The 21,398-nt window shown below is 67.2% G+C and carries 19 protein-coding genes; 7 read left to right on the top strand and 12 right to left on the bottom strand.

Going from position 1 to position 21,398, the window contains the following annotated elements:
• Positions 1 to 213 precede the first annotated feature (213 nt).
• From zomB to glf, 5 genes are read right to left on the bottom strand one after another with little or no spacing between them, the layout of a single operon-like run.
• Positions 214 to 2,331: a flagellar motor control protein ZomB gene (gene zomB, locus NWF34_RS17775; RefSeq protein WP_258325666.1), complete on the bottom strand. Its 2,118-nt coding sequence runs from the start codon at positions 2,329 to 2,331 to the stop codon at positions 214 to 216.
• Positions 2,318 to 3,244, bottom strand: a complete 927-nt coding sequence (locus NWF34_RS17770) for a decaprenyl-phosphate phosphoribosyltransferase (protein WP_024498801.1) — start codon at positions 3,242 to 3,244, stop codon at positions 2,318 to 2,320. The genes zomB and NWF34_RS17770 overlap by 14 nt, the downstream gene beginning before the upstream one ends.
• Positions 3,241 to 3,999 (bottom strand): phosphatase PAP2 family protein, encoded by a 759-nt coding sequence (locus NWF34_RS17765; protein WP_258325665.1) that lies wholly within the window; start codon positions 3,997 to 3,999, stop codon positions 3,241 to 3,243. The genes NWF34_RS17770 and NWF34_RS17765 overlap by 4 nt, the downstream gene beginning before the upstream one ends.
• Positions 3,980 to 5,923: a glycosyltransferase gene (locus NWF34_RS17760; RefSeq protein ID WP_191834653.1), complete on the bottom strand. Its 1,944-nt coding sequence runs from the start codon at positions 5,921 to 5,923 to the stop codon at positions 3,980 to 3,982. The genes NWF34_RS17765 and NWF34_RS17760 overlap by 20 nt, the downstream gene beginning before the upstream one ends.
• Positions 5,924 to 7,132, bottom strand: a complete 1,209-nt coding sequence (glf, locus tag NWF34_RS17755) for a UDP-galactopyranose mutase (protein WP_006437672.1) — start codon at positions 7,130 to 7,132, stop codon at positions 5,924 to 5,926. It lies immediately after the preceding gene.
• An 86-nt stretch (positions 7,133 to 7,218) separates the two neighbouring features.
• Between glf and NWF34_RS17750 the strand changes: the two genes are divergently transcribed.
• Together NWF34_RS17750 and NWF34_RS17745 are read left to right on the top strand one after the other, a co-directional pair.
• Positions 7,219 to 7,500, top strand: coding sequence for a hypothetical protein (locus tag NWF34_RS17750; RefSeq protein ID WP_258325664.1), 282 nt, complete (start codon positions 7,219 to 7,221; stop codon positions 7,498 to 7,500).
• 409 nt (positions 7,501 to 7,909) lie between these two features.
• Positions 7,910 to 8,596 (top strand): GAF and ANTAR domain-containing protein, encoded by a 687-nt coding sequence (locus NWF34_RS17745; protein WP_258325663.1) that lies wholly within the window; start codon positions 7,910 to 7,912, stop codon positions 8,594 to 8,596.
• Here NWF34_RS17745 and NWF34_RS17740 read toward each other — a convergent pair.
• Positions 8,593 to 10,080: a SpoIID/LytB domain-containing protein gene (locus tag NWF34_RS17740; RefSeq protein ID WP_258325677.1), complete on the bottom strand. Its 1,488-nt coding sequence runs from the start codon at positions 10,078 to 10,080 to the stop codon at positions 8,593 to 8,595. The genes NWF34_RS17745 and NWF34_RS17740 overlap by 4 nt on opposite strands.
• 456 nt (positions 10,081 to 10,536) lie before the next feature.
• Here NWF34_RS17740 and NWF34_RS17735 point away from each other — a divergent pair, with 456 nt between their 5' ends.
• The gene (locus NWF34_RS17735) at positions 10,537 to 12,138 is read left to right on the top strand and encodes an N-acetylmuramoyl-L-alanine amidase (protein ID WP_258325662.1); all 1,602 of its coding nucleotides are present in this window, start codon (positions 10,537 to 10,539) and stop codon (positions 12,136 to 12,138) included.
• 19 nt (positions 12,139 to 12,157) lie between these two features.
• Here NWF34_RS17735 and NWF34_RS17730 read toward each other — a convergent pair whose 3' ends face one another.
• The 4 genes from NWF34_RS17730 to NWF34_RS17715 are packed head-to-tail and all read right to left on the bottom strand — an operon-like array spanning position 12,158 to position 15,241.
• Positions 12,158 to 12,991, bottom strand: coding sequence for an HAD family hydrolase (locus NWF34_RS17730; protein WP_238064103.1), 834 nt, complete (start codon positions 12,989 to 12,991; stop codon positions 12,158 to 12,160).
• Positions 12,988 to 13,815: a 1-acyl-sn-glycerol-3-phosphate acyltransferase gene (locus tag NWF34_RS17725; RefSeq protein WP_258325661.1), complete on the bottom strand. Its 828-nt coding sequence runs from the start codon at positions 13,813 to 13,815 to the stop codon at positions 12,988 to 12,990. The genes NWF34_RS17730 and NWF34_RS17725 overlap by 4 nt, the downstream gene beginning before the upstream one ends.
• A 17-nt stretch (positions 13,816 to 13,832) precedes the next feature.
• Positions 13,833 to 14,591 carry a 1-acyl-sn-glycerol-3-phosphate acyltransferase gene (locus NWF34_RS17720; RefSeq protein ID WP_238064105.1) on the bottom strand — a complete coding sequence of 253 codons (759 nt, stop codon included), beginning with the start codon at positions 14,589 to 14,591 and terminating at the stop codon, positions 13,833 to 13,835.
• Between the two features lie 35 nt (positions 14,592 to 14,626).
• Positions 14,627 to 15,241 (bottom strand): TetR/AcrR family transcriptional regulator, encoded by a 615-nt coding sequence (locus NWF34_RS17715; protein WP_258325660.1) that lies wholly within the window; start codon positions 15,239 to 15,241, stop codon positions 14,627 to 14,629.
• Positions 15,242 to 15,472: 231 nt separating this feature from the next.
• Between NWF34_RS17715 and NWF34_RS17710 the strand changes: the two genes are divergently transcribed.
• From NWF34_RS17710 to NWF34_RS17700, 3 genes are all read left to right on the top strand, one after another.
• The gene (locus NWF34_RS17710; protein WP_258325659.1) at positions 15,473 to 15,874 is read left to right on the top strand and encodes a hypothetical protein; all 402 of its coding nucleotides are present in this window, start codon (positions 15,473 to 15,475) and stop codon (positions 15,872 to 15,874) included.
• Positions 15,875 to 16,000: 126 nt separating this feature from the next.
• A complete protein-coding gene (locus NWF34_RS17705) occupies positions 16,001 to 17,605 on the top strand; it encodes a Rieske 2Fe-2S domain-containing protein (RefSeq protein WP_258325658.1) in 1,605 nt (534 codons plus the stop codon).
• 92 nt (positions 17,606 to 17,697) lie between these two features.
• Complete coding sequence (locus tag NWF34_RS17700; RefSeq protein WP_258325657.1) at positions 17,698 to 17,976, top strand: YrhK family protein; 279 nt, start codon at positions 17,698 to 17,700, stop codon at positions 17,974 to 17,976.
• A gap of 23 nt (positions 17,977 to 17,999) precedes the next feature.
• On the opposite strand, the gene NWF34_RS17695 is transcribed toward NWF34_RS17700, so the two are convergent.
• Both NWF34_RS17695 and NWF34_RS17690 read right to left on the bottom strand, forming a co-directional pair.
• Positions 18,000 to 18,482 carry a hypothetical protein gene (locus tag NWF34_RS17695; protein ID WP_258325656.1) on the bottom strand — a complete coding sequence of 161 codons (483 nt, stop codon included), beginning with the start codon at positions 18,480 to 18,482 and terminating at the stop codon, positions 18,000 to 18,002.
• Complete coding sequence (locus tag NWF34_RS17690) at positions 18,479 to 20,881, bottom strand: molybdopterin oxidoreductase family protein (RefSeq protein ID WP_258325676.1); 2,403 nt, start codon at positions 20,879 to 20,881, stop codon at positions 18,479 to 18,481. The genes NWF34_RS17695 and NWF34_RS17690 overlap by 4 nt, the downstream gene beginning before the upstream one ends.
• Positions 20,882 to 20,935: 54 nt before the next feature.
• Here NWF34_RS17690 and NWF34_RS17685 point away from each other — a divergent pair, with 54 nt between their 5' ends.
• Entirely contained in the window at positions 20,936 to 21,340 is a 405-nt protein-coding gene (locus tag NWF34_RS17685; RefSeq protein ID WP_006437686.1) for a four-helix bundle copper-binding protein, read from the top strand.
• Positions 21,341 to 21,398: the final 58 nt, after the last annotated feature.

The raw sequence follows: 21,398 nt of genomic DNA, 5'->3' as shown, positions 1-21,398 counted from the left end.
AACCATGTGATTGCGATCACAACCCCGTCACCGACGGTGTCGCGGCACTCCCGGACACCTCGGTCACGAACGAACTATCGGCCCCTGAGCCCGGGACGTTACCGATCCGAGATGTTCGGTGGCAAGTCCTCAGCACAGAACACGTGTTCTCTGTGCATTTACTTGGGTTCGTGTGCCAAGGTCGCGCGCACCCGCGTGAAGACGGATGTCCGACTATCCCGGGTTGACCGGCGGGGGCATCTCCAGACCGCACCGGGCGATCTCGTACTCCGGCTCGCGCTGAATCCGGTAGCTGTTGAACGTGAACGCCTGCTTCAGGTTGTGCTTGAAGCGGCTGAACGACCACGGCGCCTCGAAGGAGGCGAACCGGTCCTTGGTCTCGGGACACTGGAGGGCCACCTGCGCCTGACGGACGAGATCCTCGTCGAGGTATCCCGGTAGGACCGGCTTGCGCGGGTACGCCCCGGCCTCGGCGACGACCCATTCGCTCGGCAGGATCTTGTCGTGTCCGATGCGGCCGTCCTCGAGTCGCTCGGTATGAGCGGCGAGCGGGTACGCCAGCCCCATCTGGTCGATGACGCGGACGTCGAGCGGCGCGTTCATGCTCGTCATGCCGAGGTTGAGGAAGTAGACGGTCACCTGCCGCTTGGCGCCCTGCGGCATGACCGCGGGAAGTTGCGCGACGTACCACTCGTCGTAGTTGAACGACGGCAGGATGACGCCGCCGTCCTCGTGGTACTTGTCGATCTTCTCGACCATCGCACTCATGCGCGGGTAGGCGAGGTAGTCCTCGGCGGTCACCGGGTTCTCGTTGCCCATGTTCGTCACATAGAAGCGACGTTCGTCGACGATGCCGCTGCGCCCGATGTCGATGCCGGCGTTCGGCAGCACGTTGGCGTACGTGCTGATACCCCAGATCAGGACCGTGACCCACAGTCCGGCCATCGCGACCGCGCCGGCCAGACCGGCGCGGATGCGACGGCGTTCGGCCGCGGACACGGTGACGGGTTCCGGATCGTCGTCGATGACGGACTTCTGTGAGGCACGACGCCCGAACAGGGCACCGAGGTGCGCGGGGACCGTGAGCGGCACGACCATCAGCGGCAGCAACGTCACGAAGAGCGGCACGAGCAGCACCCGACCGTGCATGAAGTCGCCGCCCTGACGTATCCAGTAGACGACCAGGATGAGACCGGCGACCACCACGACGGACACGACCGCGGTCGACGACTGCAGCCGAGCCGACAACGCGGCCAGACGCGAGCGCCACGTCACCGCCTCCAGGGAGACGGTCGGGGTCTCGTCGGCCGCGTCCGCGTTTCGCTTGGCGTCCGCGCGCAGACGGGCACCGACGACCAGGATCACCCCGGCGACGACGGCCATCACGACCGGCAGCACCAGCACGTAGGGGCCGAACAGGTTGGTCAGATAGGAGAAGCCCTGCTCCCACTTGGCGCCGCTGGCGTCCTTCGCCACCGCGGGGTTGGGGACCAGCAGGGCGTAGTAGCCCATCCGGAAGATCTGGTAGCCCACCGGTAGGGCGCCGGCGACGAGGACCACGCCGAGGCGCATCTTCCAGCCCAGGGGCGCGAAGAAGACCAGGACCAGCACGAGACCGCCGAACACGGCGAGCTCGGGACGGATCAGCGGCGCCAGGCCGGCGGTGAAGGCCAGGGCGAGCGTCGCCGCCGCTGCGCGGGGTCCGGTGTGGGGACCGCGCCTCGCCCAGGCCACCAGCTGACACCACAGCACGGCGGCCCAGAAGATGCAGAGACCGTTCTCCAGGCCGCTCGTCGCGAAGTCGCGGGCCGGCGGGATGGCGACGTAGATGATGGCGCCGAACGGGAGGAGCAGGGTCCAGCCGTCACCGGTGATACCTCCCAGACGCTTGCCGTAGAGGCGTGCGCTGCCGTACATGGCGATCGGGATGGCGGCGACCGAGCAGACCAGCGCCACCCAGAGCGCGACGTACTCGAGCTGTCCGTCGGTGATCCAGGCCCAGAACCACAGCAGATAGGTCCACGCGGTCGAGGTGTTGGCCTCCACGCGCTCACCCGCGTTGAACACCGGTCCGTTGCCGGCGAAGAGGTTGCGCAGGGTACGCAACACGATCAGGCCGTCGTCGGCGATCCACCGGCGCTGCCAGGCGCCGATCGCGAAGAACGTCGTGACGGCGACGGCGCCGATCAGGAAGCTGACCGCGGCGAGACGACGCCGGCCGCGACCCACCGACGACTGCGGACGATCCGTGGTGCGGGGATCTACGACGGTGTCGGTTCCACCTTCTGACCGGACACCGTCAGTGGACTGCAGACCGTCAATTGACTGCATAGACCGCGACACCCACGCATACTAACCAGGCCACGGCCAGCAGCTGCAGTACACGGTCGCCGAGGGCGATCTCCTCGGGTTCGCCCGCCGCGCCACCGTCGACGTCGACGGCGTAGCGCAGGATCGCGACTGTGAACGGCACCATCGACACCGCGTAGGCGACGTTGCTGTCGTGGCCGTTGTCACCGCCCTTGTCGAACGCCCAGAGCCCGTAGAAGATGACCACGGCCGTGGCCGACAGTGTCCAGACGAAGCGCAGGTAGGTCGTGGTGTAGTACTGCAGCGCCTTGCGGATCTTGGCGCCGGTGCGCTCGGCGAGTTGCAGTTCGGCGTACCGCTTACCCGCGGCCATGAACAGCGAACCGAAGGCCATGACCAGCAGGAACCACTGCGAGAGCTCGATCTCGGCGGCCACGCCACCGGCGATCGCGCGCAGCAGGAAGCCCGACGACACGATGCAGATGTCGATGACTGCCTGGTTCTTCAGGCCGAAGCAGTAGCCGAGCTGGATGACGAGGTAGATCGCGATGACGACCGCGGTCTGCCAGTTCGCGAGGAACGCGACGCCGATCGAGCCGGCGAGCAGCACCGACGCGAGCGCATAGGCCAGCGGGACCGGGACCACCCCGGCCGCGATCGGCCGGAACCGCTTGGTCGGGTGATTGCGATCGGACTCGACATCCATGGCGTCGTTGACCAGGTAGATGCTCGACGCGGCGAGGCAGAACGCGATGAAGGCGATCCCGGCGTCGGCCAGCACCGACAGCTCGGTGATGTTGCCCGCCGCCAGCGGTGCGGCGAGCACCAGGACGTTCTTCACCCACTGCCGCGGACGGATCGCCTTGATCAGCCCGGTGGTCAGGTTCTTCGGCGGCCCGGCGACCTTCCCGTGCTCGATCGGCTCCTCGCTCATGCACTCTCCCTGTGTCGTGTCACCCGCGCGATGACGGGGGACGCGGCGAGTCGCAGCGGCCCGCCGGGCACTGCGGCCGTGAGGCCGAGCCGCGTCAGGACGCGCGCCGCGCGACGGGCACGTCCTGAGGCCGGAGCATTCCGGGTGGGTTCGAGCAGCACCTTATCGCCCGCGATGACGGCCGCTGCGCCCGCGGCACCGATCGCGGCGCCCGCGGTGACGTCCGTCGGGTAGTGAACACCGAGCACCAGGCGTGACAGGAGCATCGGCGGCACGAGTGCGGCGGGCAGCACCCTGGCGTCCCAGCCGGCCGCCCGGCCGATGAGGATCGCGGCCGCGGTGGTCGAGGTGGCGTGCGACGACGGGAAGCTCAGCTTGCTCGGCGTGGACACCCCGATGTCGATCGCGGGATGTGCCGGCCGCGGCCGGCGCACGATGCGCTTGATGATCACCGACGCCGCATGCGCGCCGAAGGCACCCACACCGGCTTCGATCCACAGCTGCTGGGAGCGCACGTCGCCGCGGGCACGCGCCAGCGTCCAGCCGGCCCCGGAGATGGCCAGCCATCCCAGCGCGTGCTCGCCGAAGTGCGACAGACCACGCGCCGCCGATCGCACACCCGGACGGGAACCGATGCCCGACTGGATGGCGACGAGGACCTTCTCTTCACCCGCGGGGGGTCTGGGGGCGTGGTCGGCCGGGAGCTTCATCGACTCGTCGACCTCCACCTCGGGACTACTCGATTCCGAAGACAACCGCCCAGCTCTCCTTACTGGTCAACTCACGATGTGCGGCACGGTACTGCTGCTTCATGTCGCCGAACTTCTCCTGAAGCTCCTTGATCAGCGCGAAATGCTCACGTGCGAGAGCGATCATCTTCTCGCGATCACGCTGCCGGTACACCACTCCCCGGCCGTCGGCCGTGGTGACGGTGACACCGTCGACGCGTCCGAGCGAGAACCAGCGCGCCTCGATCGGCGGGTAGTTCGCCTGCGGCACCTCATGATGCCGGGGGTCGGCGGGCCGGGCGTTGTTGACCACCGCGGCGGTCAGCGCCTTGACCTTGCTGATCGGGTTCAGAGGGATCGCCGTACCCAGATGCGTCGCCTCGCCGGACGTCCGCGGCAGCTCGGTCGCCGACGGCAACACCACCGCGTCCGGGTACTCCTTGCGCATCGCCGCCACCTTGGGCAGCGCGGTCGGCAGCAGGCTGCGGATGTGCTCGGGACCGGCGAGGAAGTCGCGGATCGCCTCGTTCTGGATTGCGACGGTCGAATACTCAAGGCACAGAAGATGTTTCGCGGTCGCTTTGGTCATCGACCGCAGGATGCCCTTGATGGGTCCGTCATGGTGGATCGACGCGACGACGAGACGGTTGCGCAGGTGGAAGTACGCCTGCCAGTCGATGGCGTCGTCCTTGTCGCTCCACGCCATGTGCCAGATCGCGATGCCCGGGATGGTGGCCGTCGGGTAGCCGGCCCGAGCCGCGCGGAGCGCGAACTCCCAGTCGTCCCACTTGATGAACAGCGGCATCGGCAGGCCGACGGTCTCGGCGCACTCCCGGGGGATCATGCACATCCACCAGCCGTTGCCCTCGACATCGATCCGGCGATGCAGGTTCTTCGAGTTCTTGCGGTCACGCAGCGGGTGTTCGGAGAAATTGTGGTCGTACTCGACGAACGGCGCCGCGGTCCACATGAAGGTGTCGCGGCGGATCACCTCACCCATGCAGTGCAGATGGCTGCGGTCCTGCAGGTTGAGCATCTGCCCGCCGACGAGCATGGGGGACTTGGCGAATCGCGACATCGCGAGCGCGCGCAGGATCGAGTCCGGCTCGATGGCGATGTCGTCGTCCATGTAGAGGATGTACGGCGAATCGGTGAGTCGCAGCGCCTCGTACATGATGCGCGCGTAGCCGCCGGAACCGCCCAGGTTGCCCTGGTCGAAGATGTGGAGACGATCCCCGAGAGCCGCTGCGGCCTCAGAGTATCCGGGCTCGTCGACCACCTTCTTGGTGCCCTGGTCGGGCATCATGACCGCGTCGATGACCTCGTCGACCATCGGGTCGGAGGTCAAGGCGGCCAACGCATTCACCGCGTCGGTGGGACGGTTGAAGGTCGGGATGCCGACGGTCACGCGCTTGGTGTCGGCGTCGGAGGTCGGTGCATCGATCGGCGAAAACCAACCGGCGGAGACGATCTCGGTGTCGGTGTCGGTGGTGATGTCGAACCAGATCCAGCCACCGTCCTCGAAGGGGCCGAGGTCGAGCTCGAACTCGGCCACACCGCGGCCGTTCTCGTCCGTGGCGATCAGGTCGCCACCGATGCCGATGCGCGAACCGTCGATCTTGGAGCGGTAGAGGTCGACGCGAGCGGTGCCGACCACCTCGACGCGCAGCACCACCGAGTCCAGGATGCTCCAGCGTCGCCAGTAGGCGGCCGCGAAGGCGTTGAAGTAGGTCTCGAAGCTGACCTCGGATTCGCCGCCGAGCAGCACCGACGTCCGGCTCGGCGCGTGCGCCCGCCGGTGATTGGAGTCCGACTCGAGCAGGTACAGCGACCGCACGTCGAGCGGCTCACCCGGGCGCGGGAAGATGACGCGCTGCAGAAGGGATTTCGCCTTCGACGGCCCGGTGCCCGCCTCGGGGATCTCGGACTGGTTCACGGGGGTCACCGTCATCTATTCGGCTCCTGCGGGGTCGGCCACCAGCGGCGCACCGTCTCGCAGATGCGGCGCCAGGGTGTTGTCGAACATGGTGAGCGCGCTGGCGATCGCCATGTGCATGTCGAGGTACTGGTAGGTGCCGAGACGACCACCGAACAGGACGTTGGCGGCGGCGGTCTCGGTGCGGGCGAGCTCGCGGTAGGCGGACAGCATCGCCCGGTCCTCGGCGGTGTTGATCGGGTAGTACGGCTCGTCGTCATCCTTCGCGAAGCGGCTGAACTCGCGCATGATGACCGTCTTGTCCGTGGGGTACGAGTCCCGTTCGGGATGGAAATGGCGGAACTCGTGGATTCGGGTGTACGGCACGTCGGCGTCGTTGTAGTTCATCACCGGGGTCCCCTGGAAGTCGCCGGTGTCGAGCACCTCGGTCTCGAAATCGAGTGTGCGCCAACCGAGTCGGCCGGCGGAGTACTCGAAGTAGCGGTCCAGCGGCCCCGTGTAGACGACCGGCGCGTCGGGGTTCTGCGCGCGCAGTTCGTCGCGGACGGCGAACCAGTCGGTCGACAGGCGCACCTCGATGCGCTCGTCGGCGGCCATGTTCTCCAGCCACGCGGTGTACCCGTCGACCGGCAGGCCCTCGTACTTGTCGTTGAAGTACCGGTTGTCGAAGGTGTACCGCACCGGGAGGCGGGTGATGTTGCCCGCGGGCAGTTCGGTGGGATCGGTCTGCCACTGCTTGGCGGTGTAGTGCTTGATGAACGCCTCGTAGAGCGGCCGCCCGATGAGGCTGATCGCCTTCTCCTCGAGGTTCTTGGCGTCGGCGGTGTCGATCTCGCCGGCCTGCTCGGCGATGAGCTTGCGCGCCTCGTCGGGCGAGAAGTAGCGGCCGAAGAACTGGCTGATGAGGCCGAGCCCCATCGGGAACTGGTAGGCCTGACCGTTGTGCAGCGCGAAGACGCGGTGCTGGTAGTTGGTGAAGTCGGTGAACTGGTTCACGTACTCCCACACCCGGTCGTTGGAGGTGTGGAACAGGTGTGCGCCGTACTTGTGGACCTCGATACCGGTCGTCGGCTCGGCCTCGGAGTACGCGTTGCCACCGATGTGGTTGCGCCGTTCGAGCACGAGGACTCGTTTGCCCAGCTGGGTGGCCGCCCGCTCGGCGACGGTGAGACCGAAGAATCCGGAGCCGACGACGATCAGGTCATATCTGCTACTGGTTGCCACGGGTCCTCAGGGTAACGGACCCACCCTGAGGATTCGCCGAGCCACGGGGGACGGCGTTCCGTCGCCGGGTACCGCCGCGTGCCGCGGTGCCCGACATCACCGACATCGTGGCGGTGGTGCCCGCCCACAACGAGCGGGCACTCCTCCCCTCTTGCCTCACCGCACTCGACGCCGCGGTCGCGGGAGTTCGAGTATCGGTGCAGGTGATCGTCGTGCTCGACTCCGGTGGCGACGACTCCGCCGGGTCGGGTGCCGACGCTCTCGTCGGCATCATCACGCCGGACGGCTTCGACGGATGGCCGCCGGGCACCGCGACGACGTTCGCCCGCGGCTACGACGCCCGGCCCGGGCACCAGCACGTGCACTGAGCGAACCTGGGGGTGTGTGCGAGCGCCTACGCCGCCGCCGGCGGATTCCGGGAGCTGGCCACCGCCAGTGAAGGGCGATCACTTCGCCGTCCGGGGTGAGTGCGGCGGGAAGCCGGGCGATCAGCCCGGCGAGTGCGTCGAGGAGTATCCGCAGTCCGGCGACGACGTCCATGCAGCTCTCGCCAGATCGCCGCTGATCGCCTCGACGTCCTACTCGGACACCGGCTTCCGACTCGATGTTCTCCGATCGTCACCCGAACGATCGGTTGCGCAACGAGAAGGACTCGTCGATTCCACGGAGTTATACGATCCGGCATAATGAGTACCTCGACAATGGGTGTTTTCTTTCCTGCGCTCAGCTGTCGGTCCAGCTGAGACGCGTGGAACGCGGTCTCACTAGGAGGCAGGAGTGACCGAGTTGGCGGATTTCGGAGCGCAGATGACGCGCATCGCCGGCGAGATGCGTAAACAGAGTGACGACACCGAGACTGCGGTGCGTGCGATGACCAAGTATGCGGTCGATGCGATCCCCGGCGCCGAATACGCGTCGGTCACGCTGGTGTCCGACGGTGTGATCGAGACACCCGTGATCGTGGGCGACCTGGGCGGTGAAGCCGACGATCTGCAGCGCCGGCTCGGCGAGGGTCCGTGCATCCGCGCCGCGATCGACGACGTGACCGTGTGGATCGACGACTTGCACACCGACGAGCGCTGGCCGCGGTTCGCCGCCGCCGCCGCCGACATCGGAATCCGCTCGATGGCGTGCTTCTTCCTCTACATGGATGGTGACGACTTCGGCGCGCTGAACCTGCACAGCACCCGACCTCATGCGTTCACGTCCGAAGCACGACTCCTCGGCGAGCTGTTCGCCGCTCACGCCGCCACCGCGTTCGGCGCCATCCAGGAGAAGCAGCAGCTTCGAGCAGCACTCAGCTCGCGCGACATCATCGGTCAGGCCAAGGGCATGATCATGGAGCGCTACAAGCTCGACGCGAACGAGGCCTTCGCACTACTCGCCCGCCTGTCTCAGGACACCAACACCAAACTGGTCGACGTGGCGGCCCAGATCGTCGTGGCGGGTCCGGAGACCTCCTAGCGCAGTTCGTCTTCCGCCGGGAATCCCAGCACCGGGATGCCGCCGCGTTCCTGGAATCGCTCGAGACCCTTGCCGGCGAGGGCGCGTGGTCCCGTCGCGGGCGTGAAGAACATCATGCCCTTCTCGAAGATCTGCGTGACGCCCGCGGCGTCGGGGGTCAGGGTCGGGAGTCCGATCGCCTGTCCCAGCGGTCCGGTGATCCCGCCGAGGTCGGTCACCTTGCCGTCCATCGCCGACGTGGCGAGCTCGAGGAACTGTGACGTTCCGGGGATGATCTGCTCGACGAACTGGCCGAAGCTGCCGAAGTCGAGTCCCTGGGATGGCCCGGAAGGCCCGGTCGGCGGCTTGACGATGCGCGGCGCCGGTTGCCCCTGCACCGTGAACCAGGACGACTTCAGTTTCAGCTTGGTGCGCGCCTCTTCGCCGGTGACCTCGGCGGTCCCGCCGGAACCCACCGCGCGCACCTTGAGAGCGCGGCCGTGTTCGGCTCCGAGTCCGTTGGCCTCGACCACCTCGAAGCTCCGGAGAGCCCCGACGCCGAAGGCGGCGCCGATGCTGCCGGCCGACACGGTTGCGGTCCAATTGTGGTTGGGCGAGACCGTGTCGCCCTCGTCGGGCACGGCCGGGAACCGGCCGCCGGCCGAGAAGCCACCCGTCGAGGCGGAGAACTCGGTGAACGCAGGCTGCCCGTTCTGCAACAGGATCTGGCCGGCGGTCGCGTCGGCCGCGACATTCGTCCGGCGGTCCTCGCCGGCCACGCCGCCGTAGACCTGGGAGTTCTGGGTGTCGTCGATCTTCTTGCCGCCGGCGATCGCGGCGAGCGCATAGGTCCGCGCGGCGACGGCCTGCGCCTGCAGAGCCGCGGCGCCGCCGGAGTCGGCCCAGGCCGGCAGGCTCTCCCGCGGGATGACGCCCTTGACGTAGTCGTCGATGTGGATGCGGTTGACCACACGTCCACCTTCGAGGCCGAGTGCACCTCGGTAAGCCTTCTCGGAACCACAGAACTTGAGGAACTCGGCCGCGGGCCGGTTCGGCAGCATACTCAGCGGTTCGACGAACGATGCCGGAACGGAGCGGATCGTGCCACCGCCGCAGCCGCTGCGGATGGTGGCGGTGCCCCCGGACAGGCTGACCGCCTGTCCGGGAGCCACCGTCTGACCTCCGACGCGCATTCCGGCGTCCGCATGCACATTCACCGAGTTCTGACCCGTGAGGGCCACGTTGATCTCGGGCCTGTCCACCTTCCCCGCGGTGGTTCCACCGTAGAAGTGGCGCAGGATCTGCTGTGCCGACCAACCCTTACGGGCGTAGCCGTACGCACCCCATTGCCCCATTCCGCGGCCGTGGCCATGACCATGTCCGATCAGCGTCACCGTCGACCCGACCGAGAGTTCGACCCCGGGGGTCGATTCCGTTGAACCCGCAGCTACGAGTCCACCGGCCAGCAGTGCGGGCGCGAGCCCGGCCGCAGCCCAGGTCAGCAACTTTCCGTGGGTCCGTGCGGGCCGGGAACCGGTCGCCGGCCTTCCCGGCAGGAGCCGTCTGGATCGGGCTTTGTTCACTGCAGAACACATCCTTCGGTCGCGACGACAACAGCCCCGGGAGTTCCAGCGAAACCGCAACTCCCGCACTTCCGTGACTGATGTGACGATTGGGACATAAGTGACACTAGTGAACCTCCTTCGCGTTCACCAAGCCGAGCTGATCACAACCGGATCACGAGTTGTGACCGCGATCGTGACCTCATGCATATCACCAGTAACACCAGCCTCAGAGGTAACAAGAATGTCACGAGTGCCCCGCCGTCGGCGTGTGTTGTGTCGCCGAGCTCCGATCCGCACCACGATGGCGGCCGACACCGAGCACGCCTCGACGCCGCCCGGCGCACGAGGCTGCGCACGTCGCACCGATGACCGGACACCCGGGCGAGGAGATCCCCTGTGCGTTACCCCCGACCGAAGCACTCGATCGCTCTCGCGGCCATCGCCGCGGCGGTCGTCGCGAGCCCGTTCGCGGTGATCGCGAGCAATGCCGGCCCACCGGCCGGTGACACCCGACTCGTGGACAACAAGCAGAAGATGGCGAACACCGAGATCGAGCAGGTGCCGCTGCGTGAACTGCCGGCTGCCATCGTCGACGTCGCATCCTCGGGTCTCGGGGCCGCGGGCGTGAAGCTCCCGCCGATCGACCCCGACGCCTTCCCCGTGCCGGACCTCACGGTCCCGCTGCCCAAGGGACTCGTGCCCACCACGGGCGAGTCGTCGGCACCGAGCGCTTCCGGGTCGAGGACACCGGAGGCGACGACCACCTCCCCCGACTCACTCCCACGGACGAACACACGGTCGGTCCCCGACTCCGCCCCGACGAGCACCACCCCGCCACCGGTCACGACGATGCGGGACGGGCGCGAGGTCGGCGCGGCGGTGACGCACATCGTGCGCGAGGACCCCATCAAGATGGTCGCCTTCACCTGGGACCGCCCCGTCGACGTCGACCTGAAGCTGCGTGCGAGGCAACGCGACGGGACCTGGAGCCCGTGGACGGTCCTGGAGCAGATCTCGAAGGGCGGTGTACCGACCGCGGACAAGCCGGCGGGCACCGAACCGGTGTGGGTCGGCGACGCGCGTGAGGTACAGGTCGCCGCGTCCAAGGACGGTCTCGCGATTCCGGCCGCCGAGACACAGGGCGGCGACCTGGCCCAGCTGGCCGTCGGCTCGGCGAGCGAAGTCGTGACGAAGCTGGCCGAGACCGCTCTCAACACTCTGAAGGCGACCCTGATCAGCCCGGAGGGTCTGCTGTCCCTGGGTTCGTCACTGCTCTCCCCGCTGACCGGCGGACCGCAGGTGGTCGCGCGTCAGCAGTGGGGTGCCGACGAGGGCATCCGCTGCTCGCAGCCGGTGTACTCCCCGCAGCTGAAGGGCGCGATCGTGCACCACACCGCCGGCAGCAACGACTACACCCCGGCGCAGTCGATCGAGATCGTGCGCGGTATCTACGCGTATCACGCACAGAGCCTCAACTGGTGCGACATCGGCTACAACGTGCTCGTCGACAAGTACGGACAGATCTTCGAGGGAGCGTTCGGCGGACTGGACCGCAACGTGGAGGGCACTCACACCGGTGGGTTCAACAAGGACACGGTCGGCTTGTCGTTCATCGGCAATCTCGAGGAGGTACCGCCGACCGCCGCGGCGGTCGCCGCGGCCGGACGCTTCCTGCGCTGGCGCCTCGGCAAAGCCGGTCTCAACCCGGCCGGCACCGCGACCCTGATGTCAGAGGGATTCGCCGGCACCAAGTTCGCAGCCGGAACACAGTCCAGCCTGCCGATGATCTCCGGCCACCGCGACTACAACAGCACCAGCTGCCCCGGCGTGCACGGGTACGCGGCACTCGCCCAGGTCCGTGCGCTCGCCGGTGGTGCTGCCGCACCGGCACCGGAGTCGACGCCGCCCGCTGAACCGGGAGCACCCGAATCGGCCCCCGCACCCGCCCCCGAACAAGCACCCGCACCCGCCCCGGAGGCAGCACCGCCAGCAGCCTGACCAGCGCGAACCGAACGATTCAGGCGAACCAGCGTTCGAGGACCCGGGCGACGCCGTCGTCGTTGTTGCCAACGGTGACCTCGTCGGCGGCGTCGAGCGCGGCCTGGTGGCTGTGTCCCATGGCGACACCATGACTCGCCCAGCTGAGCATCTCGACGTCATTGGGCATGTCGCCGAAGGCGATCAGTCCGTTGTCCGGCAGACCGGTGGCCTCACAGAGACGCGCGAGTCCGGACGCCTTGTGCGTACCGGGCACCGACAGTTCCACCAGGCCGTTGTCGGTGGAGAAAGTCACCTGGGCGAGGTCGCCGACGAACGGCTGCAGCCGTCGGGCCATCTCGCCGCTCGGCATATCCGGTTTGCGTACGAGCAGCTTCACGGCAGATTGGCTGAAGACCTCGTCGTCGCCGACCTCGACGTGGTCCGGGTTGAGCCAGGCGTGTTCGTAGCCCGCACTCGCGACGAACGGGGCCGTCGCGGCGTCGTGCGCGGATCGGCCGGCACGTTCGGCGGCGATCCCGCATCCCGGGATCTGCTGGTAGGCGATCTCCCCCAGCTTTCCCAGGACGTCGGGTTCGAGATTGGCCGACCACAGCACCCGGTCGTGCTCGACGTCGTAGATGATGGCGCCGTTGGCGCACACCGCATATCGGACGAACGCATCGGTTCCGGCGAACTGGTCGGTGATCTCGGCGATCCACCGGGGCGGGCGTCCGGTCGCCAGCACGAACTCGACACCGGTCGCGCGGGCCGCCGACAACACGGACACGGTCCGCGACGACACCCGGTTCTCGTCGTCGATGAGCGTTCCGTCCACGTCGCTGGCGATGAGGGTGGGTGGACCGAATGTCATCTGTTTCCTCTGTCTCGGGGTTGTGCGGTCTCGCGTTGTCGTCGGGCGGCCTTGCGGGCGCGGGCCTCGGCCTTGCGGAGCGCTTCGTCTGCTTCGATGACGGCGGCCTCCGGCGGCGTCGGGGCCGAACCTCCGAGCCGTGACGGCACCCAGAACTCACCCGCCGGATGCGGGCCGTAGGCGTCCTGGACCTCGAGAAGCATGGAGTTCATCGTGTCGCGCAACCGAAGCGTTTCGCGTTCGGGCTCCTCGGCGGCGTCGACTGTGAACGGCAAACCGTACCGGACGTGTACCGGTAGCCGGCTGCGACCCATGTTCCGCGCACCGCCCTTGGTCCACTGCCGGTGGGCGCCCCACACGATCGCCGGGACGATCGGGACGCCGGCCTCGGCGGCCATCCGCACCGCCCCGCTTTTGAACTCCTTGAGCTCGAAGCTGCGGCTGATCGTCGCCTCGGGGTAGACCGCGACGATGTGACCGTCGCGCAGGCGCCCGAGCGCCGCACGGTAGGCGTCGGCACCGCGGGATCGGTCCACCGGAACCGTCATCGTGTGGTTGACCAGGAATCGCATGATCGCGACGTCCATGACCTCGGACTTGATGAGGAACCGCGTGCGCCGGCCCGCACGCTGGACGCCGAGCGCGGCCGGGATGAAGTCGACGTAACCGGTGTGGTTGACGCACAGCACGGCACCGCCGGTCTCCGGGATGTTCTGGACCCCGGTGAAGTGCAGGTCGAGGCCCTGGGCGCGGACGAGCGTGTTCGCGATGATCTCCAGGGCCCGGTAGACCGGCTCCCGGTGTCGACGCGCCCCGCTGCTCATGCCTGCAAGGTTAACGGTCAGGGAGTGTCGCGCTGAGCGCGCTTCGCGGCCCGTTCGGCCTGTTCCTCGGCGTCCATGCGGTTGGCCTCCTCGAGGGTGGGCGCCGACCCGCCGAGGCGTGCGGGCACCCAGAACTCCCCCTTGGGGTGTTCGCCGTAGGCATCCTGCAGTTCGAGCAGCTTGGCACTCATGACCTCGTGCAGCTTCGCGGTGAGGGCGTCGGGGTCTCCGGTGGGCTCGAGCGGTTCGCAGACCCCGATCGAAATCGGGTAACCGGTGCGGCCGAGCCTCTTCGGATGCCCCTTGGTCCACACGCGCTGGGCACCCCAGATGACGGTCGGGATGATCGGTGCACCGGATTCGAGTGCCATCCGCGCGGCACCCGACTTGAACGCCTTGAGCTCGAAGCTGCGGCTGATCGTCGCCTCCGGGTAGACGCCGACGAGTTCGCCGCGTTTGAGATAGTCGACAGCCGCCCGGTAGCTGTCCGCACCCGCGGTCCGGTCGACGGGAATGTGCTTGAGCGAGCGCATGATCGGGCCGGAGATCTTGTTGTCGAAGACCTCCTTCTTCGCCATGAACCGCACCTTGCGACGACCCTGCAGGTGTGCCGGGATGCCGGCGTAGGTGAAGTCGAGGTAGCCGGTGTGGTTGATCGCGACGACGCCGGGCCCCTCGGCCGGGACATGCTCGACGCCCGACACCTTGAACTTGAGACCTTCGGCGAGCCAGAGCAGGCGCGCGGTGGTGATCACGGCGTCGTAGACGGGTTCCATGCCGCAAAGCTTAGCGATCGCACTTCCGGCACAGGTCAGGCGTCGGTCGCACCGATTCGGGTGACGGCGAACACCAGGTCGACGGCGGCGTCGGAGAGTTGTGCGGGAGTCAGGGCGAGCCGGCCGTCGATGTGGTCGAGGTAGAGGGCCACGAGCGCACCGGTGAGCGCCGAGGAGATCACCGCGAGGCGTTCGGGGGCGAGCGAGTTCTCGTCGGCGACCATGCCCAGGACGGTTTCGACGAATCCGGGAACGGTGGCCGCGCGATGTGCGCGGAGGACGTCGTCGGCGAGCGGTTCGCGCAACAGGATGCGGGCCCGGCCCGGGTTGTCCTGGAAGAATTCGCGGAAGACCTCCAGCAGGGCACGCACGCTTCCCCGGAGGTCGGCGGGCCGCTCGATGCCGGCGATCTGGGCGAGGAGCTGTTCGGTGACGCGGTCGTACACCGCGGTGACCAGCTGCTCGGTCGAGGAGAAACTCTCGTAGAAGTAGCGCGGACTCAGGTTGGCCTCGCGCACGACCGCCCGCATCGTCACCGCGCCGGTGCCGCCGTTTCCCAGCAGGGTCTCGGCGACGGCCAGCATCTGCTCGCGCCGGTCGGTGGACCGGTCCTCGAGCGTCTGCCCGCGCCACAGCTTCCCCGAACTCATCTGAACATCGTCGCATCCCGGGCCGTCGTGTCCATTGACATCACCTGATTCAACATGAATCATGCGATTCATGTTCGATGAACAAGCATTCCAAGAAGCACTGGCCCGACCACGCCTAGCCAAGCCAGCACCCGAATACCTCGACGCCAACCGCGGCGTGGAGATCCGGGCCATCTCCGATACACCGACGTCACGACCTTCGGCCGCACGATCGTCGGCATCGACGATTTCGTGACCTACAACTTCGCCTTCTTCGACGCCATCCCCGACTGGCGCTACGACCCCCTCCCCGACCAGGTCTACGTCGACGTCCAGCCGGACGGAACCGTGCGCACGGTCATCCGGTACATCGGCAGCGGCCATTTCAGCGGCGGGTTGCGGATGTATCCCTACGACGAGTCGGCGCCGACCATCTACGGCGACGGACGGTTCATCCAGGCACCCGCGGTGGACCGGTACCACTTCAACGCCGACGGCCTGATGGAAGAGGGCGAGACGCTCTACGACTTCATCGACGCCGTCCAGCGCGCCGGGATCATGCCCCGCGACGACAGCAGGCTGGTCCGCTCCCTGTTCGCGGCGTCGAAGCTGCCGGTCCTCGCCCGCGGCGCCCTGAAGCGGCTCAGGAGGTAGTGAGACCCGTCACGCGGGCGCCTCGTCGGGACTCATGGCCCACGCCACGGGAAAAGGCGGCTCGATACCCTGGAGGCCTGAAGTGCTCGCCGCGGCAGCCCCGCGCACACCAGGAGAGGCCCCTACGTGCAGATCACCAGCATCGGTCATGCCGGTTTCCACATCCAGACCACCGCCGGATCGATCCTCTGCGACCCGTGGGTCAACCCGACCTACTTCGCCTCGTGGGTGCCGTTCCCGGACAACTCGGAGCTGGACTGGAAGACGCTCGGCGACTGCGACTACCTCTACGTCTCGCATCTGCACCGCGACCATTTCGACGAGCGCAACCTACGCGAGAACGTCAACAAGGACGCGACCGTCCTGCTCCCCGACTACCCGGTGCCGGACCTGCGTCGTGAACTCGAGAAGCTCGGCTTCACGAAGTTCGTCGAGACCACCGACTCGGTGAAGACCACCGTGACCAACGAGAAGGGCTCGCTCGACGTCATGATCATCGCGCTGCGCGCCCCGGCCGACGGGCCGATCGGTGACAGCGGGCTGGTCGTCTCCGACGGCGAGACGGTCTGCTTCAACATGAACGACGCCCGCCCGATCGACCTCGACGTCATCGACGAGGCCTTCGGTCACGTCGATGTCCACCTGCTGCAGTACTCGGGCGCCATCTGGTACCCGATGGTCTACGACATCCCACGGAAGTCCAAGGCCAACTTCGCATCTCAGAAGCGTCAGCGCGGCATGGACCGTGCACGTTCCTACATCGAGCAGGTCGGTGCGACCTGGGTCGTGCCGTCGGCCGGCCCGCCGATGTTCCTCGACGAGGACTTGTTCTACCTCAACGACTTCGGCTCCGCCGACACCGCCGACGACACCTCGATCTTCCCGGACCAGGAGACCTTCCTGGAGCAGATGCGCATCCACGGCACTGACGACGGCGAGAAGCATCGCGGCCTGATGATGGTGTCGGGTTCGGTTGCCGACTTCAGCGGTTCGACGCTGAACGAGGTCACCCACCCCTATGCACCCGCCGACGTCTTCGGTGAGAACAAGAGGGCCTACCTCGAGCGGATGAAGGAGAAGTTCGCGCCGGTCATCGCCGCGGACAAGGCCACCTGGGCGCCGGCCGAGGGCGAGCCGCTGATCGGCGCACTGCGCGAGCTCTTCGAGCCGATCATGGCCCAGTCGGATCTCATCTGCGATGGCATCGGCTATCCCGTCGGGCTGGTGATGACCCCGGGCGGCGGTCCCGCGAACGACGCCACCGAGACCGTCGTGCTCGACTTCCCCAACCGCATCGTGCGGGAGCCGAAAGAGGGAGAAGGCAAGTACCGCTACGGCTTCCGCATCGCCACCGAACTCGTGCGCACCGTCCTCCGCGACAACGAGCCGGACTGGGTGAACACCATCTTCCTGTCCACGCGCTTCACCACGTGGCGCATCGGCGGCTACAACGAGTTCCTCTACACCTTCTTCAAATGCCTGACCGACGAGCGGGTCGCCTACGCCGACGGCTGGTTCGCCGAGGCCCACGACGACTCGGCGTCGATCACCAAGGACGGCTGGGAGATCCAGCGCCGCTGCCCACACCTGAAGGCCGATCTCGGCAAATTCGGAGTGATCGAGGGCGAGAAGCTCACCTGCAACCTCCACGGCTGGCAGTGGGACCTCACGTCGGGGCGCTGCCTGACCTCGAAGGGTCACGAACTGCGCGCGGAGCGTCTGGGGAACTGAACCGTCCCGGACGGGACCGCGGGACATGTTTACCGATCGGACGTCGAGGCAACGCTGCACTGCGGTCGCACCGACGTACAGGCGGGAGTTCCATGACCCACAACGATCTGACGGTCACCATCGGCCGCGAGGAATTGGTCGTACGACAACGCTGGGAAACGGCGAGCATCGCCAACGACGCGCTCATCGCGATCTGGTTCGTCATCGGCAGCATCCTCTTCTTCTGGGAGGACACGACACTCGCGGCCACCTGGTTCTTCCTCGTCGGAAGCATCCAGTTCCTGGCGCGCCCGGTTATTCGTCTACGCAGGCGCATTCATCTGCGTCGGTTGCGGGGAGACCGCTACACCGACGACGCCGAGGACTATTGACGGTCGCCGCTGGTTCGGCTCGATCAGCCGGCCACGATCTGTGGCGCGAGGATCTTGATCATGTGGTTGCTCCACCGGAGCTGACGCAGGGTGTCCGGGTGACAGTCGGACACCATCGCCAGCAGATCGTGGTTTTTCAGCGCCTGCGCACTCTGTCCGAGCACGACCCAGTCGATCGACACGCCGGCCGTCGTCTGATGGAGTCGGCGTAGGTCGACCAGGAGGAGCATTCCGGGCTCCGGTCGCCTGCCGAGCAGGTCGCTGATCTTCTCCTGCGCGGAGCCCGTCCGCGCGGTGGTCCGCGGCTCCGGGTCCAGGTCGACACCCAGCGCGGATGCCGCGTCGGAGATCCGCACGAGGTGTTCGCGCGACCAGCGCGCGAGGTCCTGGGCGACGTGACGGACCTCGTGATCGGCGGCGTGGCGGTGCGCGAGTGTGTCGAGGTCGACGGCCAATGCTCGTTCGGCACGGTGCAGTTCGCGGAGTACGAGTCCGAGTTTCGTCATCGGCCATTCTCCTGGTCACGCGATACCCGCGTCAGCTTCGCCGCGCCGGTCTTGAAGATGGGCTGTTTGGATGCCGGGTCCCAGTCGGTCGGGGTCAGTTCATTGGCGGCACGTTCGTGCGCGGTGTCCGCATCGGTGCCGGCATGGCCATCGATGTCCCAGTAGCCGTAATGGAACGGCACGAACAGAACGCCCGGACGGATGTCGGTGATACGCGCCGTTGCGGTGATCGCGCTTCGGGGGCTCGAGATCTCGACGAGATCTCCGTCGCCGATCTCGCGCTCGGCGGCATCGTGTACCGAGAGTTCCACCCACACGTCCGGCGCGGCGTCGTTGAGTTCGCTCGCACGTCCGGTCTTGGTGCGGGTGTGGAAGTGGAAAACGGTCCGCCCGGTGATCAGTGCGAACGGATAGTCCTCGCTGGGTTGTTCATGCGGTGGAATGTACTGTGCGGCTTTGATGATCGCGCGCGCATCCGGATTGAGCGCACGATACTCGGTGGGTTCGAGTGGCGTGCCGGTCACCAGGTCCTTGCCGTAGGCCTCGCAGTAATCTGGTGCACTCCAGAACTTTCCGTTCGCGTAGAGCCGCTCTGTCCCCTCGGGGGCGTCTTCGTTGCAGGGCCACTGGACTCCGCTGCGCTCACGGAGCATCTCATACGACAAGCCACTGTAGTCACACGGCCGCCCCGCACTGCACCGGCGCCACGCGTCGAAGGCGCTTTCGGCATCTCCCCACTGGGGCAACGGGTTCCCGTCGCGGTCGCGGAAGTCCATCCGCCGGGCATAGTCGAGAAAGATGTCGAGATCGGCCCGGGCCTCGCCGGGCGGGTCGATCGCCTTCTCCGACAGGTGCACCGTGCGATCGGCATTGGTGAACGTACCCGTCTTCTCGCCCCAGCCCGCGGCGGGCAACACGACGTCGGCGAGTTCGGTGGTCTCGTTGGCGAACATGTCCTGCGCCACGACGAACAGACGCTCCTGTGCCAGGATTGATCGCACACGCGGCAGTTCCGGCAGGGAGACAGCCGGATTCGTCGCCGATATCCACAGCATGCGGACGGTTCCCTGTTCGGCGTAACGGAAGATCTGCATCGCGTGAGTGGGCGGGCCGTAGTGCGGGATCTGGTTCTTGTCGATGTTCCACAGCTCCGCCAGCTCGGCGATGTGATCGTCGTTCGACCAGTTGCGAAAGCCTGCGAGATCTCCGTCGGCCCCGCATTCGCGCGTGTTCTCCGCTGTCGGTTGCCCGTTCATCTCCAGCAGACCACACCCCGGGCGTCCGAGCATCCCGCGGATGAGGTGCAGGTTGTTGACCTGGACCGAGGCCGCGGTTGCCTGATGTGACTGGTAGAAGCCTTGCAGCACCGTCGACATGAGCCTCTCGGCGGTCCCGAGAACGCGAGCCGCGTGCCGAAGGTCGTCGGCCGGGATCCCACAGATGTCGGCGACGACCTCCGGCGTGTACTGCTCGACCCGCTGCCGGAGTTCGTCGAAACCCACTGTGTGCGAATCGATGTAGTCCTCATCGATCCACCCGTTGGTGATGATCTCGCGGAGCAGCCCGTTCATCAGCGCGACATTGGTGCCGGACAGCGGCGCCAGGTGGACGGTGGCGTGCCGCGCGACCGGTGTCGGACGAGGGTCCACACAGACGATTCGAGGCGGGTTCGGGCCGGCAAGGCGGTCGAGGATGCGCATCCAGGTGACCGTCTGGGTCTCCGCGATGTTGTGTCCGAACAGGGCGATGACGTCGGCGTGATCGATGTCGGCGTAGCTGCCCGGCTGGCCGTCGCTGGCGAAGGATTCCTTCAGGGCTTCCGCCGCGGTCGCCGTGCACAACCGGGTGTTGCCGTCGAGGTGGTTGGTCCCGATAGCGCCGTGGGCGATCACACCGAGCGTGTAGTACTCCTCGAGGAAGAGCTGTCCGGAGGTGTAGAAGCCGATGGACGACGGCCCCCGCTCCGCCAGCAATTCACGGGAACGGCTCACGATCCGTTCCATCGCCGCGTCCCAGGAACATTCGACCAGGACGCCGTTCTCCCGGATGCGCGGTCGGGTCAACCGGTCGCGGGACGAATTCGCCTGCCACCCGTACAGGTCCTTGATGTCGACGCGTCCGTGGTTCACGCGGTCGTCGGCCCGGCCGCGAACACCGACGATGCGGTCGTCGGCCACCGCGATGTCGAGACCGTCACCATTGGAGTGCAGCACCGACGCCGTTCGAACCCACCGGTCGACGGTCTCCGCGGAGACCCCGTCGGCAAGGTGCTCGTCGACGCGGGTGGGCCAGTCCTCGCCAGGACCGTAGGGGGTCCGCGGCCCCCAGGGATCACTGATTCTGCTGGTTACCTCGTCGCCGGCCACGTCCCAACGGGTACCCAACGGCGGCGGTTTCATTCCGATGGACGCCGGGTACGCGATTTCCATGTGCAATCGACAGGAGGAAGTCCAGTGACCATCGTGACCGAGATACTCGAGTCCCATCCTGTACACGACGACATCGACAACGCCGCGCTCGCGGCCTGCATCGAAGCGTGTGCGGAGTGCACTCAGGCCTGCACCTCATGTGCGGACGCATGTCTCGGAGAGAGCGGCGTCGACCAGCTCGTCGAGTGCATCCGCGCCGATCTGGACTGCGCCGACCTGTGCTCGGTCACCGAGCGAGTGCTCCTCCGACGCACCGAAGCCAACGTCACGGTGGTGCGGGAGACGTTGGAAGCGTGCGCAACCGCATGCCGTGTCTGTGCCGAGGAATGTGACCGGCACGCGGACATGCACCAGCACTGCAGGATCTGCGCGGACGCGTGCCGGCGCTGCGAGGAGGCCTGCCGCACGCTGCTCGAGGTGCTCGGCTAGCACGACCCTGCGCTCGGCCCAGGATGCTTCGGCACAACCGCCGAAGTCGAACCCGACA

This window comes from Gordonia sp. GONU (genome assembly GCF_024733855.1).
Classification (GTDB): Bacteria; Actinomycetota; Actinomycetes; order Mycobacteriales; family Mycobacteriaceae; genus Gordonia; species Gordonia amicalis.
Note: the sequence above shows the minus strand (reverse complement) of the source record. Positions and strands in the feature narration are given on the sequence as shown.